Here is a 14,880-nt window from a genome sequence, read left to right on the forward strand (position 1 = left end):
ATATTACTTACATAATAATTAGTTATGAAAACGTTCTTTTTACTTTCCGTTGCTTTAGTATGCCTGGGGTTAGCCTCATGCAAAAAGAGTGAATCCTCATCTGGTTCTGCACATATCGCCGTTAAATTAACGGATGATCCCGGGCCATACAATGCGGTTATTTTAAGTATAAAAAGTGTGGTGGTTACCACTTCAAGCGGCGAACATACGCTTGCTGTCGGTGGCGGTCCAATTGACATTCTTCGTTTTAGGTTTGGTAAAGATACCCTGCTTGCTGCACAGGATATCCCTGCGGGAACCATACAACAAGTACGCCTGGTACTGAATGCAACCGGTAACCGTGTAGTGGTGAATGGCACCTCTTATGATCTGAATACGCCAAGTGGCCAAACCTCAGGTGTTAAATTAAATGTTCATGATAATTTAACAGCGGGTATAAATTATACCCTACGTTTGGATTTTGACGCTGCACGGTCAATTGTAACAACCGGCAATGGTAAATACCAGTTAAAGCCTGTTATACGCGCCATTGCGGATGCTGTTTCCGGAGCATTAACGGGTACGGTTAGCCCGGCAATGTCCTATCCAAAGGTATATGCAATCATGGGTACAGATACCGTAGGTACTGTTGCTGATGCCACCGGTAAATTTTATTTCCCCGGACTTGCAGCGGGGATTTATAGTGTTAAATTTTTGCCTGTTAGCCCTTATGCTGTAAAAACAGTTAATAACGTTTCAGTAACCAATGGTTCAGTGCAGGATATGGGAACTGTTACCATCACACCTTAAGGAGATATTTGCACTTATTATAATTAAGACTCCAAGAAACAGCCAGTTCAAGCAAGCGATGCTTGAACTGGCTGTTTTAAGTATAACACCATTAGGTTTTATCAATTTTATTTATCCTTCTTAAACTCATCCGTAAAATGTTCACGGTGTTTGTCTTTTGAAAACTTATTGGCATTATAAGCTTCAGATTGCCCTTTTGGGATGGAAAGCGAATGCCATTTTTCTTTACAAAGCATTTTCCCAATAAACACAATTTGCCCTATGTGATATGGATAATGCGCTAATTGCCGGTTAAGAGCTTCGGCAACGGTATGGCCCATATTGCGGATATAAATTATCCGGTCCAGATCATCGTCTGTAAGCTGTTCAACCGTATCTAAAAGACATTTCCAGCCCGTATCCCACATTTTTAAAAGTTCTTCGCGACCGGGTGTGATCTCCTCAAACTCCGCCTCGCGGTTACGATATGATTTTTCACCATCCGAATTAAAAATATCAGTCCACCTGGAGATCATATTACCCGACAGATGATGGATGATCATCGCAATACTGTTTGATTCAGCATTATATTGCCATACCAACTGCTCATCACTAAGCTGTTCAATAGTTTTTTCGCCCAGCATTTTATAGTAGGCAAACTGTTTTTTAATACTTTCCAGATAATCAGATGTCATATATAAAGTTAAAGGCTTTTTTAATACCGGTCAATTATTATACTTTAAAATCATTCTCTGCACCCCCATCAATCATGGTTGTCCCAATATTTATTTGTGAATCTGTAAAACATTTTCATACAAGAGAATATTTTAATAACTGTACCCGTTTATTAATCTTGTTGTACACTTATAACAATATATGCCCATAAAACACAGTTCAGCTTTACCACCCGAAATGTTGAGGGTTTTTGAGACATTACCTCATCCTTACCTAATTCTTTCAAAGGAACTGTATATACTTACAGCAAGCGATGCTTATACGCAGCTAATCGGTAAAAGCAGGGCCGAACTGCGCGAAAAATACCTGTTTGATGTTTTTCCTAAAATACCCGACTGGTTGGCAGAGGAAGGTAGTATAGCCTTTTCTTTGAAGGAGGTGATTGAAACCGGCAAACCTCATCAGTTGCCTGTAACCCGCTTTGATATTCCTGACAAAAATGAGGAAGCCAACATGCTGGAGCGTTACTGGAATACTGCTCATACTCCAATTATAGATCACGAGGGCGATATCAGTTACATTATTCATCATACGCAGGACGTAACCGAACAGGTGCTTGCCGAAAGGAATTTAAAAGCAAGTTTGGAAAAGGAAACAAAAGCTGTAGAAAAGGCTGAACAGCTTAGCAAGCAGATGGAAAAGCTTTTTAACGAGATGCCTGCACAAATTGCTATTGTAATGGGCCCTGACCTGGTTTATGAATTTATTAACCCCCAATATAAGAAACAACTTTTCCCTAACCGCGAAGTACTTGGAAAACCGCTTCTGCTGGCACTGCCCGAAGTGGCGGATGAGCCTATATGGAAAGCCTTGCAGCACGTTTATAAAACCGGCGAGACCTTTGCCGGCAATGAAATATGCATCCCACTGGCCAGGGAAATTGGCGGTAAGCTGGAGGATCGTTACTTTAACTTTGTGTACCAGGCCATCAGAGACGAAAAAGATACAATAACAGGTGTTTTAAGTTTTAAGTATGAGATAACCGAATTGGTTATGGCCAGGAAGCACCTGGAACATAGCGAAAAGAAATTGCTGGCCTTAAATGAAGGGCTGGCCTACGCCAACGAAGAGATACAAGCCACGAGCGAAGAAATTCAGTCGGCAAATGAAGAGTTAAGTGCAACCAATGAAGAATTGTTCCAGGCACAGCAAAACCTGCTAAAGTTAAATGATGAACTGGAAGAAAGGGTTGAATTACGCACCCACGAACTGTTAATAGCCCAGGCTGAGGCTACTGGCCAGGCCGAAAGGTTGCGAAGATTTTTTATGCAGGCACCGGCGGGCGTTTGTGTGCTTGATGGCCCTAACTTTGTATTTGAACTGGTTAATCCGCCATATCAGCAACTTTTTCCGGGGCGTGAGCTTACGGGTAAACCACTCATGGAGGCCCTGCCCGAACTGAAGGGTCAATTGATAGGTGATATTTTAAAAAATGTATATGAAACAGGTAACACCTTTGAGGGCAAGGAATTGCTGGTACCCCTGGCACAAACAGTAAACGGACCCGTTGTTGACCGTTATTTTAATTTTATTTACCAGGCAAGGTATGATGCGGATAATAGCGTAGATGGTATATTGGTTTTTGTTTTTGAAGTTACCGAAACGATACTTATAAGGCAAAAAGAAAAGGAAAATGAAGAACGTTTTCGTTTTTTATTGAATGCCATACCCCAGCAGGTATGGACAGCCCGGCCTGATGGTTCGCTCGATTATGTAAACGAGGTGATTTGTGATGATTTTGGACAAAATGCCGAAGAAATTTTAAAACATGGCTGGCAGGCCTTTATTCATCCTGATGATCGGAATAACTGTTTAAAAAAATGGTTTATTGCGCTAAAAACCGGCAAGGAATACGTCATAGAGTTCCGCTTAAAGTTTCATGACGGGCAGTATCACTGGCATTTGGCCAGGGCCGTACCACTGATTGAAAACGACCAGATCAAATTATGGTTAGGTACCAACACTAATATCGATATCCAAAAAACCAATGAGCAAAAAAAGGATGAGTTCCTGTCAATAGCCAGTCATGAACTTAAAACCCCGCTTACCAGTATTAAAGCATTTAACCAGCTGATGCTGCGCATTAGCGATCCTGAAAAACTTGCCGGCCTTATTCAAAAATCTGCAGCTCATGTACAACGGCTCGAAAAATTGATCAGCGACCTGTTGGATGTAAGCCGCATTAATGCAGGCAAGATGGAATATAACATGGAAACCTTTAATTTCAGAGAAATGCTGATTGATAGCATTGATGGTGTGCAGCACACCACACCATCGCACCAGATCGTCCTGGAAAATGCTGAAGACGTATCCTACACCGGCGACCGCTTCAGGCTGGAACAAGTGTTGAATAACTTATTGGCCAATGCTATTAAATACTCGCCCCGGGCAGATAAAGTGATTGTTAATTGTGTGTGGAAGCATGAAGATAACAGCCTGATCTTATCTGTTCAGGATTTTGGTATCGGCATTGAAGAAAAGAACCATACCCGGCTGTTTGAACGTTATTACCGCGTTGATAATACGGCTATGCGTTTTGACGGACTGGGCCTTGGGCTTTTTATATCTGCAGAAATTTTAAAAAGACACAATGGCAATTTTTGGATAGAGAGTAAACCCGGTGCGGGTTCCACCTTCTTTTTCAGGCTCCCGCTTAATTAATAAATACGAACTTTTGATCTTTAATATTATTTTATATACTTATTACAGATATTTTCTAAATTAAACTTATTTAATTAGCTGCAAACTAATTAGATTTGTATCAGTTGATTAATAATAATTATCTATGAAAAAAATTAACCTAATCTTTATCGTACTTTGTTCTGTTGTTATTTTTTCATGTAAAAAAGACAAAAAAGAACCAATCCCAACCGGAGGCAAACTGCGGGCACTGAGTTTTACATTACCTGGCTTTAGTCAGTCAAAAGGCCCTATTGATGCGGCTAACAGCGGTTTAAAAACCAATGCCGTTACTCCCCCTGATAGTGTACCACAGCTTGTTTACCGGATATATGACAGCAATGGCACGGTACTGAAAACAGTGATCCATTTATCTGACGATCCTAATTACAGCCATTTTACCGACAGTGTACCAGCCGGAACCTATACCGTTGTTTTTGCCGCAGGATATGATAAATTTCAGCTCGCGGGCAATAAGCTTAGTCTTGATTACTTTTGGTATTATGATCATAATGATCCTGATTATATTTCTAACCAGGGGGCACAACTATGGAGTGATGTTTTTTATAAAAAACTAACCCTAACCGTAGGCACCCAGGATATCACACAAAATGTAGAATTGCAAAGACCGCTTGCCCAGGTAGTGCTGAATGTGGAAGATGCTATACCTGCCAATGTTAAAACACTCCGGTTAAACTTTACCGAAACAAACCTGCGCTACAGTATTGCACAGGATAAATTTATAATAGTTGAAGGCCAGCATATTGGCTTCGATGTAACCTTACCTAATAACCATTCTTTAAAGAATTTAGTTACCGGTAGTATCAATAACAAGATATCGGCCTTAACGGCTAATATAGGAACGCCTTTTGCCATAACCATTACGTGCTACGATGCTGCTGCCAACATCGTTTTGCAGAAAAAAATAAATATTAGTTGTGAGCCAAATAAGGTAACCCTGGTATCGGGCAAGCTTTTTAGTACATCGGGCACCAACAGCATTAAGGTAACCACCAATACTACCTGGAATCCTGACAAAACACCTATTCACTTTTAACTCAAATTGAGACCTCTCATGAAAAGATATATAACTTATTGCCTGGTTATTGCCGCATTGATAACAAGCTGTAAAAAAGACAAGAAAAATAACCCCGATGCTAAAAAACTTTATCCTATAACTTTTAACATATCGGGTTTAAAACAAACCTTAAAAACCAGCGGTATAACAGGTAAGCTAACCATAAATGCCCTGCCTGACTCAACACAAAAGTTATACTATGTGCTTTCTGGTGCTCAAACTAAATTATTATTTCAAACCAGTGCCGTACCCGGTTTTGGTATTATTAAAGACTCGCTACCTGCCGGAAATTATACAGTAGGCTTGATACAAGCCCGTGGTAACCTTCAATCTACCAATTCGGCCTTTACAACTGATAGTGATACTTATTTTAAGCTATTGCCCATAACTGTATCCAACGGCCCTATCAATTCAAATGTAACTTTAGACAGAATAAACGGGAAACTTGAGGTAAATATTGAAGACGCTATACCTGCAACTATTTCGTCAATATCAGTTACCATTACAAGTGATGCTAACAATTTTCTTATTTCAGCCGGCGCTAAACCTCAATCACCAGTTATCCGCGTATATACAAAAACAATAACTCCGGCAGATATCGGAAAAACAAATGTCAAAATATCCGGGCCAGTATTTAACGTAACTGCTCCTTTTTCGGTAACAATAAAAGCTACGGGCACCGGTACCAGCTACTTGCCTAAAAAAGTAGATAATGTAACCTGCGACCGCAATACCAAAACTACGCTAACAGGTAAGTTGTTTACCGCACCTACTTCCGGCTTCGATATCAGTATCAATGGTAGTTTTGACACCGATACAATAAAAACCGGTCTTTAATAATATACAACACCTTTAACAAACAAAAAGGCCGCACATGTGCGGCCTTTTTGTTTGTTTTAAAATTAAACACATTCAAAATTACCTCTTAATCTCCAAGCATGTACCCCATAAGTTCATCCTGTAGTTGTTTTGCATTTTCAATAAGTGTTTTATCAGCTATATAGAGATCAATATTGATATCCTCCCCAATCTGGCTCTCTTTAAATACATCCTTAAACCTGAAATATTTCAGCGAAAAATTCCAGCTGTTTTTTAGGTGCGAGAAAAGCAGGGTATCTGCATTATTCAACATGGAATAATTAATTACCACAAATGAACCGCTGTTTAGCTTTTTAATGCATTTTAAAATATCCTGATTATAGGCTATCCATATTTTTAAAAATTCTGTAGCGTGTGCGTTATAATATTCGTTCAGCTGGCGGGTTCTCTTAAATTTTTGCCACACCAATCTGGGCAAATATTTGCGGGTCATAAACTGCTCATCAATCTGTTTAAAATCGCGCCTGAGCAACGAACTTACTACAGATTGATAATCGCGCAGGATGATGAGGTAGCAGGCATCGGGTAATAATTCCTGATAAACATCTAAAAACAAGCAGGTGCGTGGGTCTTTCCATCCCCACTGATCATATAGCTTCTGTTTTATTTTAATGATGCTTCTTAATTTCTCTTTCTCATAGATAGAAAAATTTTCAACCTGCACATCGGTTAAGCCAGAGAGCGGCAGGTTATTATTAGCCAATACCTCTTCGTGCATCTTTAAAAACTCTACGTCCTCAAAGTGCCCTTCAGCGTTCCCACGACCCGGGCCAACCAGTTTTTCACCTAACTGTAAACCGCACTTTGCAAGCCAATGCGAAATAAGAGATGTGCCTGAACGGTGCATTCCGGCAATGATTAGGGTTCTTTTTTGCATAATTATAAAAAGACGAATGGTTTAAAATACGCAGCAGCGGCTTAAAAATTATTAGTCATTTTATTTGAAGCATTTTCGGTAGGATGAAGATTATTAAGTATATAATAAAGTAATAACGATGTGCTTTGCTGTATGGTATTTTCGTTGGTATTTATATAAAGATCAGCATCATACGGTACATCAAACTGATCATTGATACCTGTTAAATTTGATAGTTTATCAGGATGGCCTTCTGGTAAAAGCGCCCTTTTATAGAGCCCTTTGGTATCACGCGAAATCAGCTTGTTAACGGGACAGTCAACATGCACAATATTTACATGTTCATATTTTTCTGATAATTCACGCCTTACATCATCGTAAGGATTTATGGCGCTAACAATGGTAACTATGCCATGGGCCGAAAACCGGCTGGCAATAAAACCAAGCCGCCTAATGTTCTCGCACCTATCATGTTTTGAAAAGCCGAGGTCTTTGCAAATTTCTTTGCGATATTCATCGCCATCAATTATTTCGATCTTTATTCCAAGTTCGGTTAGCTCAGTAGCAACCTTCCCTGCCAGTGTTGTTTTACCTGCTCCTGATAAGCCGCAAAATAAAAGTATCATAACTAATAATTATGTTTATAAATATCATCTTGCGAAAGTCTTGCAGGACACTTTCATAACGTGAACTTATAGAATTACTTATTGGTTATTCTGTGATCAATTGTAAATAATCTTTTACAATGAATCACAATACTTTCGTTAAAGAAAATTACGATAGCATAAATCGTCTAAATAACGATGTGAGTGTGGTTTTATTCAAATTGAGTTTATTACGGTTAAGAGATTCATTTTGATACACCTAACAAAAATGTTACGTATTTGAGTGATACCATCAACCTCCGGCAACCCGATGATAAAGGCTTTAGTGGAGTATTTTAAACATCAACTCTTTCATCAGTTCGCCATGCGGCGCGTTTGATTCGACACCTTTGCTTTTCAGATCATACTCGCGCAGGTAGCTGATGATCTGCATGGTTTTTTGATAACTATAACTGCGGCCCGCCTGTTCATAGTCTTTCACAAAATAAGGATTTACACCTAACTCGCGCGCCAGGTTTTGCTGTGATTTATCCTTTACATAATGATAGGCCAGCACCTTACTAAAGTAATTATTCAAATTACCCAGCACAAGCACAATAGGATTAGCTTTAGGGTTGGCTTCAAAATAATTAATGATCTGGTTAACTTTAAAAGCATCTTTTTTACTGAGTGCAGTTTGCAGTTCAAATACATTGTACTCTTTACTGATGCCAATATTATCATGAATATGCTTCAATGTAATTTCCTGACCGGCGGTTACATTTAGCATCAGTTTCTCGAGCTCGTTTGCAATTTTTGAAAGGTCGTTACCTAAATACTCCGAAAGCATGGCCGATGCCTGCTGGTTAATTTTATATCCCTTATCGCTTATATAACCTTCTATCCAGGCAGGTATTTTACTATCATATAAAGGGGCCGACTCAAAAACGAGCCCGTTTTTTTCAATGGCCTTATAAGTTTTTTTACGTTTATCAAACTTGCCATACTTATAGCAAAAAACCAATATGGTACTGGGCAACGGGTTTTCCAGGTAACTCAATAGTGGGTCTATGCTCTTTTTACCATCATCATCCTTACCCCATTTCATATCCTGGGCTTCTTTTACCAGTACCACCTGGTAATCGGCCATCATGGGGTAACGTTTAGCGGCGTTAAGCACTGCCATGATCTCGGTATCCTTACCATACACCACCGTTTGGTTAAAACCCTTCTCGGCTTCGGGCAGCAGGCTATGTTCAATATAATTGCTTACCACGTCAATAAAATAAGGTTCTTCGCCATGCAGCAGATACAGGGGTTTATATTTACGGTTCTTAATATCTTTTAATATATCTGCTGCGGTCATATGAAGTCAAAAGTATGAAGTCTAAGGTCAAAAGTCACCACTATTTTGATTTTTTAGCTGATTTAACTCCGCATATGTTTTACTTTTGACTTTGTACTTTAGATTTTTGACTTTTAACAAATGCTAACTCCGCTTAACCTGCCTCCTTACCCTTTTAAAATAAGTGATCAAAACGGGCAGTTAACTTTGTTTGACGAGATCAGGAAAAAAAATATAATTATTACACCCGAAGAGTGGGTACGGCAGCATTTTGTACAATATCTTATTAAACATAAAAACTATCCCCGCTCGCTCATTAAACTTGAAGGGGGCATGAAACTTAACGGCTTGCAAAAACGTACGGATATTGTTGTATTTAACACCCAGGGAAAAAGGATATTAATAGTAGAGTGCAAAGCCCCGTCAGTAACTATTGATCAAAAAACATTTGACCAGATAGCCCGCTATAACATGGTGCACCAAGTATCGTTACTGGCTGTAAGTAATGGCCTGCAACATTATTATTGCAGTATTGATATTGATAAGCGGCAGTACCAGTTTATAGCAGAGCTACCTGCTTATACAAAGGAGGTTTAATTTAAAATTGTAAGGCTTTGGATCTTTTCAATCAAATCATCAGGCTTAAATGGTTTTGATACATAACCGTTCATCCCGGCCTCATATACCTTATCCTTAATTTCGGCCATTGCCGAAGCCGTGAGTGCGATGATAGGCACATTTGCCTTTTTGGGGTCGGCCATTTTCCTGATCTCATTAGTAGCGTCAAAACCATTCATTACAGGCATTTGCAAATCCATCAGTATAATATCAAAATTACCATATTGCATAAACTCAACTGCGCGCTCGCCGTTTTCGGCAATGGTGGGTATTATGCCCCATTTTGATAACAACTTCTTCATCAGCATCACATTAACCACATTATCCTCGGCAATAAGTACCTTTAAACTTGCTAAGAAATTTTCTGGTGTTTTTTCGGTTGGTTCGTCAACCTTTTTGGCAGGCCTCTCGGTTGATACCGGAAACTCCATATTAAATAAAAACTCCGATCCCTCGCCTATTTTACTGAATATCTGGATTTCCCGGCCCTGCAAATCAAGCAAACGTTTTACAATTGCCAGACCCAGGCCGGTTCCACCATATTCACGTGTAGCAGCCAATGATCCCTGGGTAAAGGGCTCAAGTATGCTGCGCAAGTTTGTTTCTTTAATACCTATACCTGTATCCATTACAGAGAACTTAACGGTAACCCAATTATGCCGGTCTTCCAGGCAGGTTACCTTAACCCATACACTTCCTTTGTGGGTAAATTTTATAGCATTGCTTACCAGGTTAAAAATAATCTGGGTTATACGGGTTGGGTCACCAAAAAACACTTTGTTCTTTAGCCTATCGTCAATAGCCAGTTTAAACTCCAGCCCTTTTTCTTCGGCATTTAACATTTGCCCGCCACAAACATTGTCCATCAACTCAACCAGGTTAAAGCGGATATTCTCGAACACCAGTTTGCCCGATTCAATTTTGTTAAAATCAAGCACATCATTTACAATAGCCAGCAGGTTATTTGCTGAAAATCTCAAGATCTCCAGATTCTCTTTTTGTTCGGGTCTCGGACTGTCCATCATCAGTAAATTACTCATACCTATCACCGCGTTAAGGGGTGTACGGATCTCGTGCGACATGGTTGAAAGGAAATCTGATTTGGCACGGGTAGATTTTTCGGCCTTTTCAATTGCTTTTTCAAGTTTCAGATTAAGCACAGCCTGCTCCTCACCACTTTCTTTAAGCTGTTTTATATTTTTTAAAAAGGAGGTATAAAAGTGGCTGTGAATAAATATGAGCAATATAAAGCTGGCAAACAGGCTGATGATAATAGTAGCCTGGTCAATCTTATCGGGCTTGATGCCTATTACATAACTGCCCTGGTATTCAATAAGCAGAAAGATCAGTATGGGTACTGTATTTAATGAAGAATAAACCAATCCCCAGGTTTGTCCAAGCATATAATAGCTAAACACAATAACTACTATAACAACCTGCAGCGTTACAACATTTATACTTTGCAACGACACATAAACAATGCCAATATTAATTAAAGTACCTATTACAAGCAGTGCATGTGATATGGCCCGCCATTTGGGCCTGTAGGTTAATGCTTTAAATAATACGGCAACGGCAAACATTAAAAGGCCGGCGGTGCAAGCCAGTAACTGCTGCCCCTGAAAATAAACACTTACAAATAAAGTACCTGATGCTACAAATATCAGGAAAAATCCATAGTATAATAAACGTATTCGTGCCTGGTCAAGATAGGATTGCTCCTTTGAAATTATTTTATAGATGGAAAAGTTAAAAAAACCTACTTCTTCGCGCATATTCAAACAACAAACATTTAATTTACGCAATCATCATAACCTGCAGGCATAAAATTACGCCTATAGGTTATGGATACTGCTGTTTGTAACGAATATGTTATACAATTAACCAGCCAAAGCGGCCAGGTTTTCTTCAAGTATGGCTAATTTGGCCTCAGCATCGGCCTTCTTTTTCTGTTCAATGTCAATAATTTCGGGTTTGGCATTGCTCATAAAACGCTCATTTAACAACTTGGCGTTTACTGATTTAAGAAACCCTAAAAGGTACTCCTTCTCTTTTTCAAGCTTTGCGCGTTCAGCCACAGGATCAATATCTTCGCTAAAAGGAATATAAAATTCATCAGTTGAAGCCAAAAAGTTAATGGCTCCGGCTACTTTATCCGTAACCGTTGAAAATTGGCTTATATTACCAAGCCTGCTTATAATGGCTTGATATTGCTGATAATTTATATCTGTATTTGTTTTAACAAAAAGTTCAAGCGGTTCCTTATCAGCAATCTGTTTTGCTATACGGGTTTTTCGTATTGATGATATAACGTCTTTAACAATCTCTATATCGTTTAGTAGCCGTGCATTAATTTCCCCAATATTTGGCAATTGCGCTACAATACAGCAGTCCTTTTCAGTGCGTTCACCAAACAATTCATCATGCCATAGCTCTTCGGTAAGGAAAGGCATAAAAGGATGTAGAACCTTTAAAATATTTTCAAAAAACCGGATGGTAGCAGTGTATGTAGCCTTATCAACAGGATGCTGATAAGCTGGCTTAATCATTTCCAGGTACCAGGCGCAGAAATCATCCCATACCAATTTGTAGGTGGCCATTAAAGCTTCTGATAAGCGATATTGCTTAAAATCTTCTTCAATTTCACCAAGGGCCTGGTTAAAGCGGCTGCCAAACCATTCTATAGCTATGGCATTCGGGTTTTCAAGTTTTTCGTCAACCTCCCAGCCTTTGATCAATTTAAAAGCGTTCCATATTTTATTGGCAAAAGCGCTACCTTGTTTACAATAACTTTCATCAAACATCAGGTCGTTACCGGCAGGTGAGCACAGCAACATCCCTACCCTAACGCCATCGGCACCATACTTTTCTATCAAATCTAATGGATCAGGTGAGTTACCCAATGATTTTGACATTTTGCGACCCAGCTTATCCCTTACAATGCCAGTCAGGTATACGTTTTTAAAGGGCGCCTGTCCCCTAAACTCGTGCCCGGCCATGATCATCCTGGCCACCCAGAAAAACAGGATCTCGGGAGCGGTTACCAGGTCGTTAGTTGGATAGTAGTAATTAATATCAGCATTATCAGGATCTTTAAACCCGCCAAATACGGATATAGGCCATAACCATGAGGAGAACCAGGTATCAACTACATCAGGGTCTTGTGTTAAATTTGCCGCTATAAGTGCCGAGTTTTGAGTTTTGAGTTTCGCCTCAACCAGGGCCTCGTCAATATTTTTGGCGATAACAAATTCGCCGTTTGGTAAATACCAGGCCGGGATCTGCTGTCCCCACCATAATTGGCGACTAATGTTCCAGTCCCTCACATTTTCCATCCAGTGACGGTAAGTATTTACAAATTTTTCGGGGATCAGCTTCACCTCGCCATTCAATACATAATCAAGGGCTGGTTTAGCCATTTCGCTCATTTTGCAAAACCACTGCATAGATAGTTTAGGCTCAATAACCGCATCTGTACGTTCCGAAAAACCGATCTGCGATTTATAATCCTCCACCTTTTCTAAAGCGCCGGCTTCTTCTAACAACACGGCAATTTTTTTACGCGCGGCAAAACGGTCAATGCCTACTAATATCTGCGCCTTTTCGTTCAGCGTGCCATCGTCATTTAAAATATCAATAACGGGCAGGTTGTGTCTCTGGCCCAGTTCATAATCGTTCAGGTCATGGGCAGGGGTAACTTTCAAACAGCCTGTACCAAAATCCATGGTCACGTATTCATCCAAAATAACCGGTATCTCGCGGTTAATAAGCGGAATAAACACCTTTTTACCATGCAGGTGCAGGTAACGCTCATCATTAGGGTTGATACAGATAGCTGCATCAGCCATAATGGTTTCAGGACGGGTGGTGGCTATTGTTAAGTAGTTGCGCGTTGCGTGTTGCGTGTTGCCGGTATCTTCACTCGCAACTGGCAACCCGTCACCGGCAACCTCATATTTAATATAGTAAAGCTTTTGATTAACTTCTTTGCGGATAACTTCTTCATCGCTTACCGCAGTTTTTCCCTGCGGATCCCAGTTCACCATGCGTACGCCACGATAGATCCAGCCTTTTTTATACAGGTGTATAAAAGTATCGATCACGGCTTCGGATAGTTCCTCATCCATGGTAAAACGGGTGCGGTCCCAATCGCACGAAGCGCCTAACTTTTTAAGCTGCTCCAGGATAATGCCCCCGTATTTCTCTTTCCACTCCCAGGCATAAGCCAAAAACTCGGGCCGGGTAAGATCTTTTTTGCTGATACCGCGCTCTTTAAGCATGGCAACTACCTTTGCTTCGGTAGCAATACTGGCATGGTCGGTTCCGGGAACCCAGCAGGCATTTTTACCCTTCATGCGGGCGCGGCGCACCAGTACATCCTGTATGGTATTGTTTAACATGTGCCCCATATGCAAAACCCCGGTAACATTTGGCGGCGGAATAACTATGGTATAAGGTTCACGCTCATCAGGCACCGATTTAAAAAAATCGTGCTTTAACCAGTAGCTGTACCACTTCTCTTCGGTTTCTTTAGGCAGGTATGTTTTAGAAATACTCATAACGCGCAAAAATAAGGATTTTAAGTTTAGACCGTTGATTTAGGTGATTTTTTTGATTGCGCTGATTTTTTATCTGAACCTTGATTTTTAGGATTAAAGGATTACCATGATTTTAAATCCCTGATTTGAATGAAATGGTTAGTATGATTGCACCGATTTAAACTAAATAATATCACTCAGCATTACAGCCCGGTCACACCCAACCCGCTCCAGACAACCAATTTCCCACAATATTTTTACAATCAGGGCGTTTTTATAAGAACCAATTATAAAGGCCATGAAATCAATGCATTTACACCGCTTTTGGCTTGACATTTTAAAAAGATCAAAACTTGAGTTTTTTATAAACTGGTTTAACCGCTAAACGGTTCATCTTACCGGTTTGTAATGGGGGATGACAGATACAGAATTACCTTCATAAACCCGGCTATAAAATCTATAAAAAACGAAAGACAGCATCAGCGTGAGACAGATATTGGAGTTGTGAATGTTGAGTAATAAGTTTTTAGTAAAAGCTTGGCAAAAGCCGGGCTTTTTTAATAACGCCACGTTATTGTTTATCGCCGGTAATGATCTGTTTTTCATTTTTAAGAATTAAAAGGGTAATAACATTATCCCAAAGCGTACTACGCCTGCCACCTTGCCATTTATTTTACTTTCGCACAACCATAACCAGCTCATCAATTCCATCCAAACCCTTATCTTTGCAGCTACATTATGATTATCCAGCAGTTCTATGATAAAGGTTTGGCTCATGCATCGTATGCAGTGATCCGTAC

General features: G+C 39.9%; 12 protein-coding genes. 5 read left to right on the forward strand and 7 right to left on the reverse strand.

The window, feature by feature from the left end:
* Window positions 1–24 precede the first annotated feature (24 nt).
* Window positions 25–789 (forward strand): DUF4382 domain-containing protein, encoded by a 765-nt coding sequence (locus tag AC1DRQ_RS18325; RefSeq protein ID WP_477426166.1) that lies wholly within the window; start codon window positions 25–27, stop codon window positions 787–789.
* A gap of 107 nt (window positions 790–896) precedes the next feature.
* Here the strand turns inward: AC1DRQ_RS18325 and AC1DRQ_RS18330 are convergent, their stop codons facing one another.
* Window positions 897–1,463 (reverse strand): DUF1572 family protein, encoded by a 567-nt coding sequence (locus tag AC1DRQ_RS18330; RefSeq protein WP_477426168.1) that lies wholly within the window; start codon window positions 1,461–1,463, stop codon window positions 897–899.
* Between the two features lie 181 nt (window positions 1,464–1,644).
* Between AC1DRQ_RS18330 and AC1DRQ_RS18335 the strand changes: the two genes are divergently transcribed.
* The 3 genes from AC1DRQ_RS18335 (at window position 1,645) to AC1DRQ_RS18345 (ending at window position 6,097) form a co-directional block, all read left to right on the forward strand.
* Window positions 1,645–4,164, forward strand: a complete 2,520-nt coding sequence (locus tag AC1DRQ_RS18335) for a PAS domain-containing protein (protein WP_477426170.1) — start codon at window positions 1,645–1,647, stop codon at window positions 4,162–4,164.
* A gap of 124 nt (window positions 4,165–4,288) precedes the next feature.
* A complete protein-coding gene (locus AC1DRQ_RS18340; protein ID WP_477426172.1) occupies window positions 4,289–5,239 on the forward strand; it encodes a hypothetical protein in 951 nt (316 codons plus the stop codon).
* Between the two features lie 18 nt (window positions 5,240–5,257).
* Window positions 5,258–6,097: a hypothetical protein gene (locus AC1DRQ_RS18345; RefSeq protein WP_477426174.1), complete on the forward strand. Its 840-nt coding sequence runs from the start codon at window positions 5,258–5,260 to the stop codon at window positions 6,095–6,097.
* A gap of 88 nt (window positions 6,098–6,185) precedes the next feature.
* On the opposite strand, the gene AC1DRQ_RS18350 is transcribed toward AC1DRQ_RS18345, so the two are convergent.
* The 3 genes from AC1DRQ_RS18350 to holA all read right to left on the reverse strand — a co-directional run bounded on the left by AC1DRQ_RS18350 (window position 6,186) and on the right by holA (window position 8,945).
* Complete coding sequence (locus tag AC1DRQ_RS18350; protein WP_477426176.1) at window positions 6,186–7,016, reverse strand: sulfotransferase; 831 nt, start codon at window positions 7,014–7,016, stop codon at window positions 6,186–6,188.
* Between the two features lie 41 nt (window positions 7,017–7,057).
* A complete protein-coding gene (gene cysC, locus AC1DRQ_RS18355; RefSeq protein ID WP_477426178.1) occupies window positions 7,058–7,621 on the reverse strand; it encodes an adenylyl-sulfate kinase in 564 nt (187 codons plus the stop codon).
* A 301-nt stretch (window positions 7,622–7,922) separates the two neighbouring features.
* Window positions 7,923–8,945: a DNA polymerase III subunit delta gene (gene holA / locus AC1DRQ_RS18360; protein WP_477426180.1), complete on the reverse strand. Its 1,023-nt coding sequence runs from the start codon at window positions 8,943–8,945 to the stop codon at window positions 7,923–7,925.
* A gap of 120 nt (window positions 8,946–9,065) precedes the next feature.
* Here holA and AC1DRQ_RS18365 point away from each other — a divergent pair, with 120 nt between their 5' ends.
* Window positions 9,066–9,521 (forward strand): type I restriction enzyme HsdR N-terminal domain-containing protein, encoded by a 456-nt coding sequence (locus AC1DRQ_RS18365; protein ID WP_477426182.1) that lies wholly within the window; start codon window positions 9,066–9,068, stop codon window positions 9,519–9,521.
* On the opposite strand, the gene AC1DRQ_RS18370 is transcribed toward AC1DRQ_RS18365, so the two are convergent.
* The 3 genes from AC1DRQ_RS18370 to AC1DRQ_RS18380 all read right to left on the reverse strand — a co-directional run.
* Entirely contained in the window at window positions 9,518–11,317 is a 1,800-nt protein-coding gene (locus AC1DRQ_RS18370; protein WP_477426184.1) for a response regulator, read from the reverse strand. The genes AC1DRQ_RS18365 and AC1DRQ_RS18370 overlap by 4 nt on opposite strands.
* A 105-nt stretch (window positions 11,318–11,422) precedes the next feature.
* Window positions 11,423–14,101: a valine--tRNA ligase gene (locus AC1DRQ_RS18375; protein WP_477426186.1), complete on the reverse strand. Its 2,679-nt coding sequence runs from the start codon at window positions 14,099–14,101 to the stop codon at window positions 11,423–11,425.
* Between the two features lie 594 nt (window positions 14,102–14,695).
* The coding region (locus AC1DRQ_RS18380) for a hypothetical protein (protein WP_477426188.1) at window positions 14,696–14,880 on the reverse strand (185 nt) is incomplete at its 5' end.

The organism is Mucilaginibacter sp. P4_E8, from assembly GCF_056401495.1.

Bases quoted from the DNA above. Each gene is read 5' to 3' on its own strand.
- AC1DRQ_RS18325 (WP_477426166.1), top strand. From the start codon at position 25: ATGAAAACGTTCTTTTTACTTTCCGTTGCTTTAGTATGCCTGGGGTTA.
- AC1DRQ_RS18330 (WP_477426168.1), bottom strand. From the start codon at position 1,463: ATGACATCTGATTATCTGGAAAGTATTAAAAAACAGTTTGCCTACTAT.
- AC1DRQ_RS18335 (WP_477426170.1), top strand. From the start codon at position 1,645: ATGCCCATAAAACACAGTTCAGCTTTACCACCCGAAATGTTGAGGGTT.
- AC1DRQ_RS18340 (WP_477426172.1), top strand. From the start codon at position 4,289: ATGAAAAAAATTAACCTAATCTTTATCGTACTTTGTTCTGTTGTTATT.
- AC1DRQ_RS18345 (WP_477426174.1), top strand. From the start codon at position 5,258: ATGAAAAGATATATAACTTATTGCCTGGTTATTGCCGCATTGATAACA.
- AC1DRQ_RS18350 (WP_477426176.1), bottom strand. From the start codon at position 7,016: ATGCAAAAAAGAACCCTAATCATTGCCGGAATGCACCGTTCAGGCACA.
- cysC (WP_477426178.1), bottom strand. From the start codon at position 7,621: ATGATACTTTTATTTTGCGGCTTATCAGGAGCAGGTAAAACAACACTG.
- holA (WP_477426180.1), bottom strand. From the start codon at position 8,945: ATGACCGCAGCAGATATATTAAAAGATATTAAGAACCGTAAATATAAA.
- AC1DRQ_RS18365 (WP_477426182.1), top strand. From the start codon at position 9,066: ATGCTAACTCCGCTTAACCTGCCTCCTTACCCTTTTAAAATAAGTGAT.
- AC1DRQ_RS18370 (WP_477426184.1), bottom strand. From the start codon at position 11,317: ATGCGCGAAGAAGTAGGTTTTTTTAACTTTTCCATCTATAAAATAATT.
- AC1DRQ_RS18375 (WP_477426186.1), bottom strand. From the start codon at position 14,101: ATGAGTATTTCTAAAACATACCTGCCTAAAGAAACCGAAGAGAAGTGG.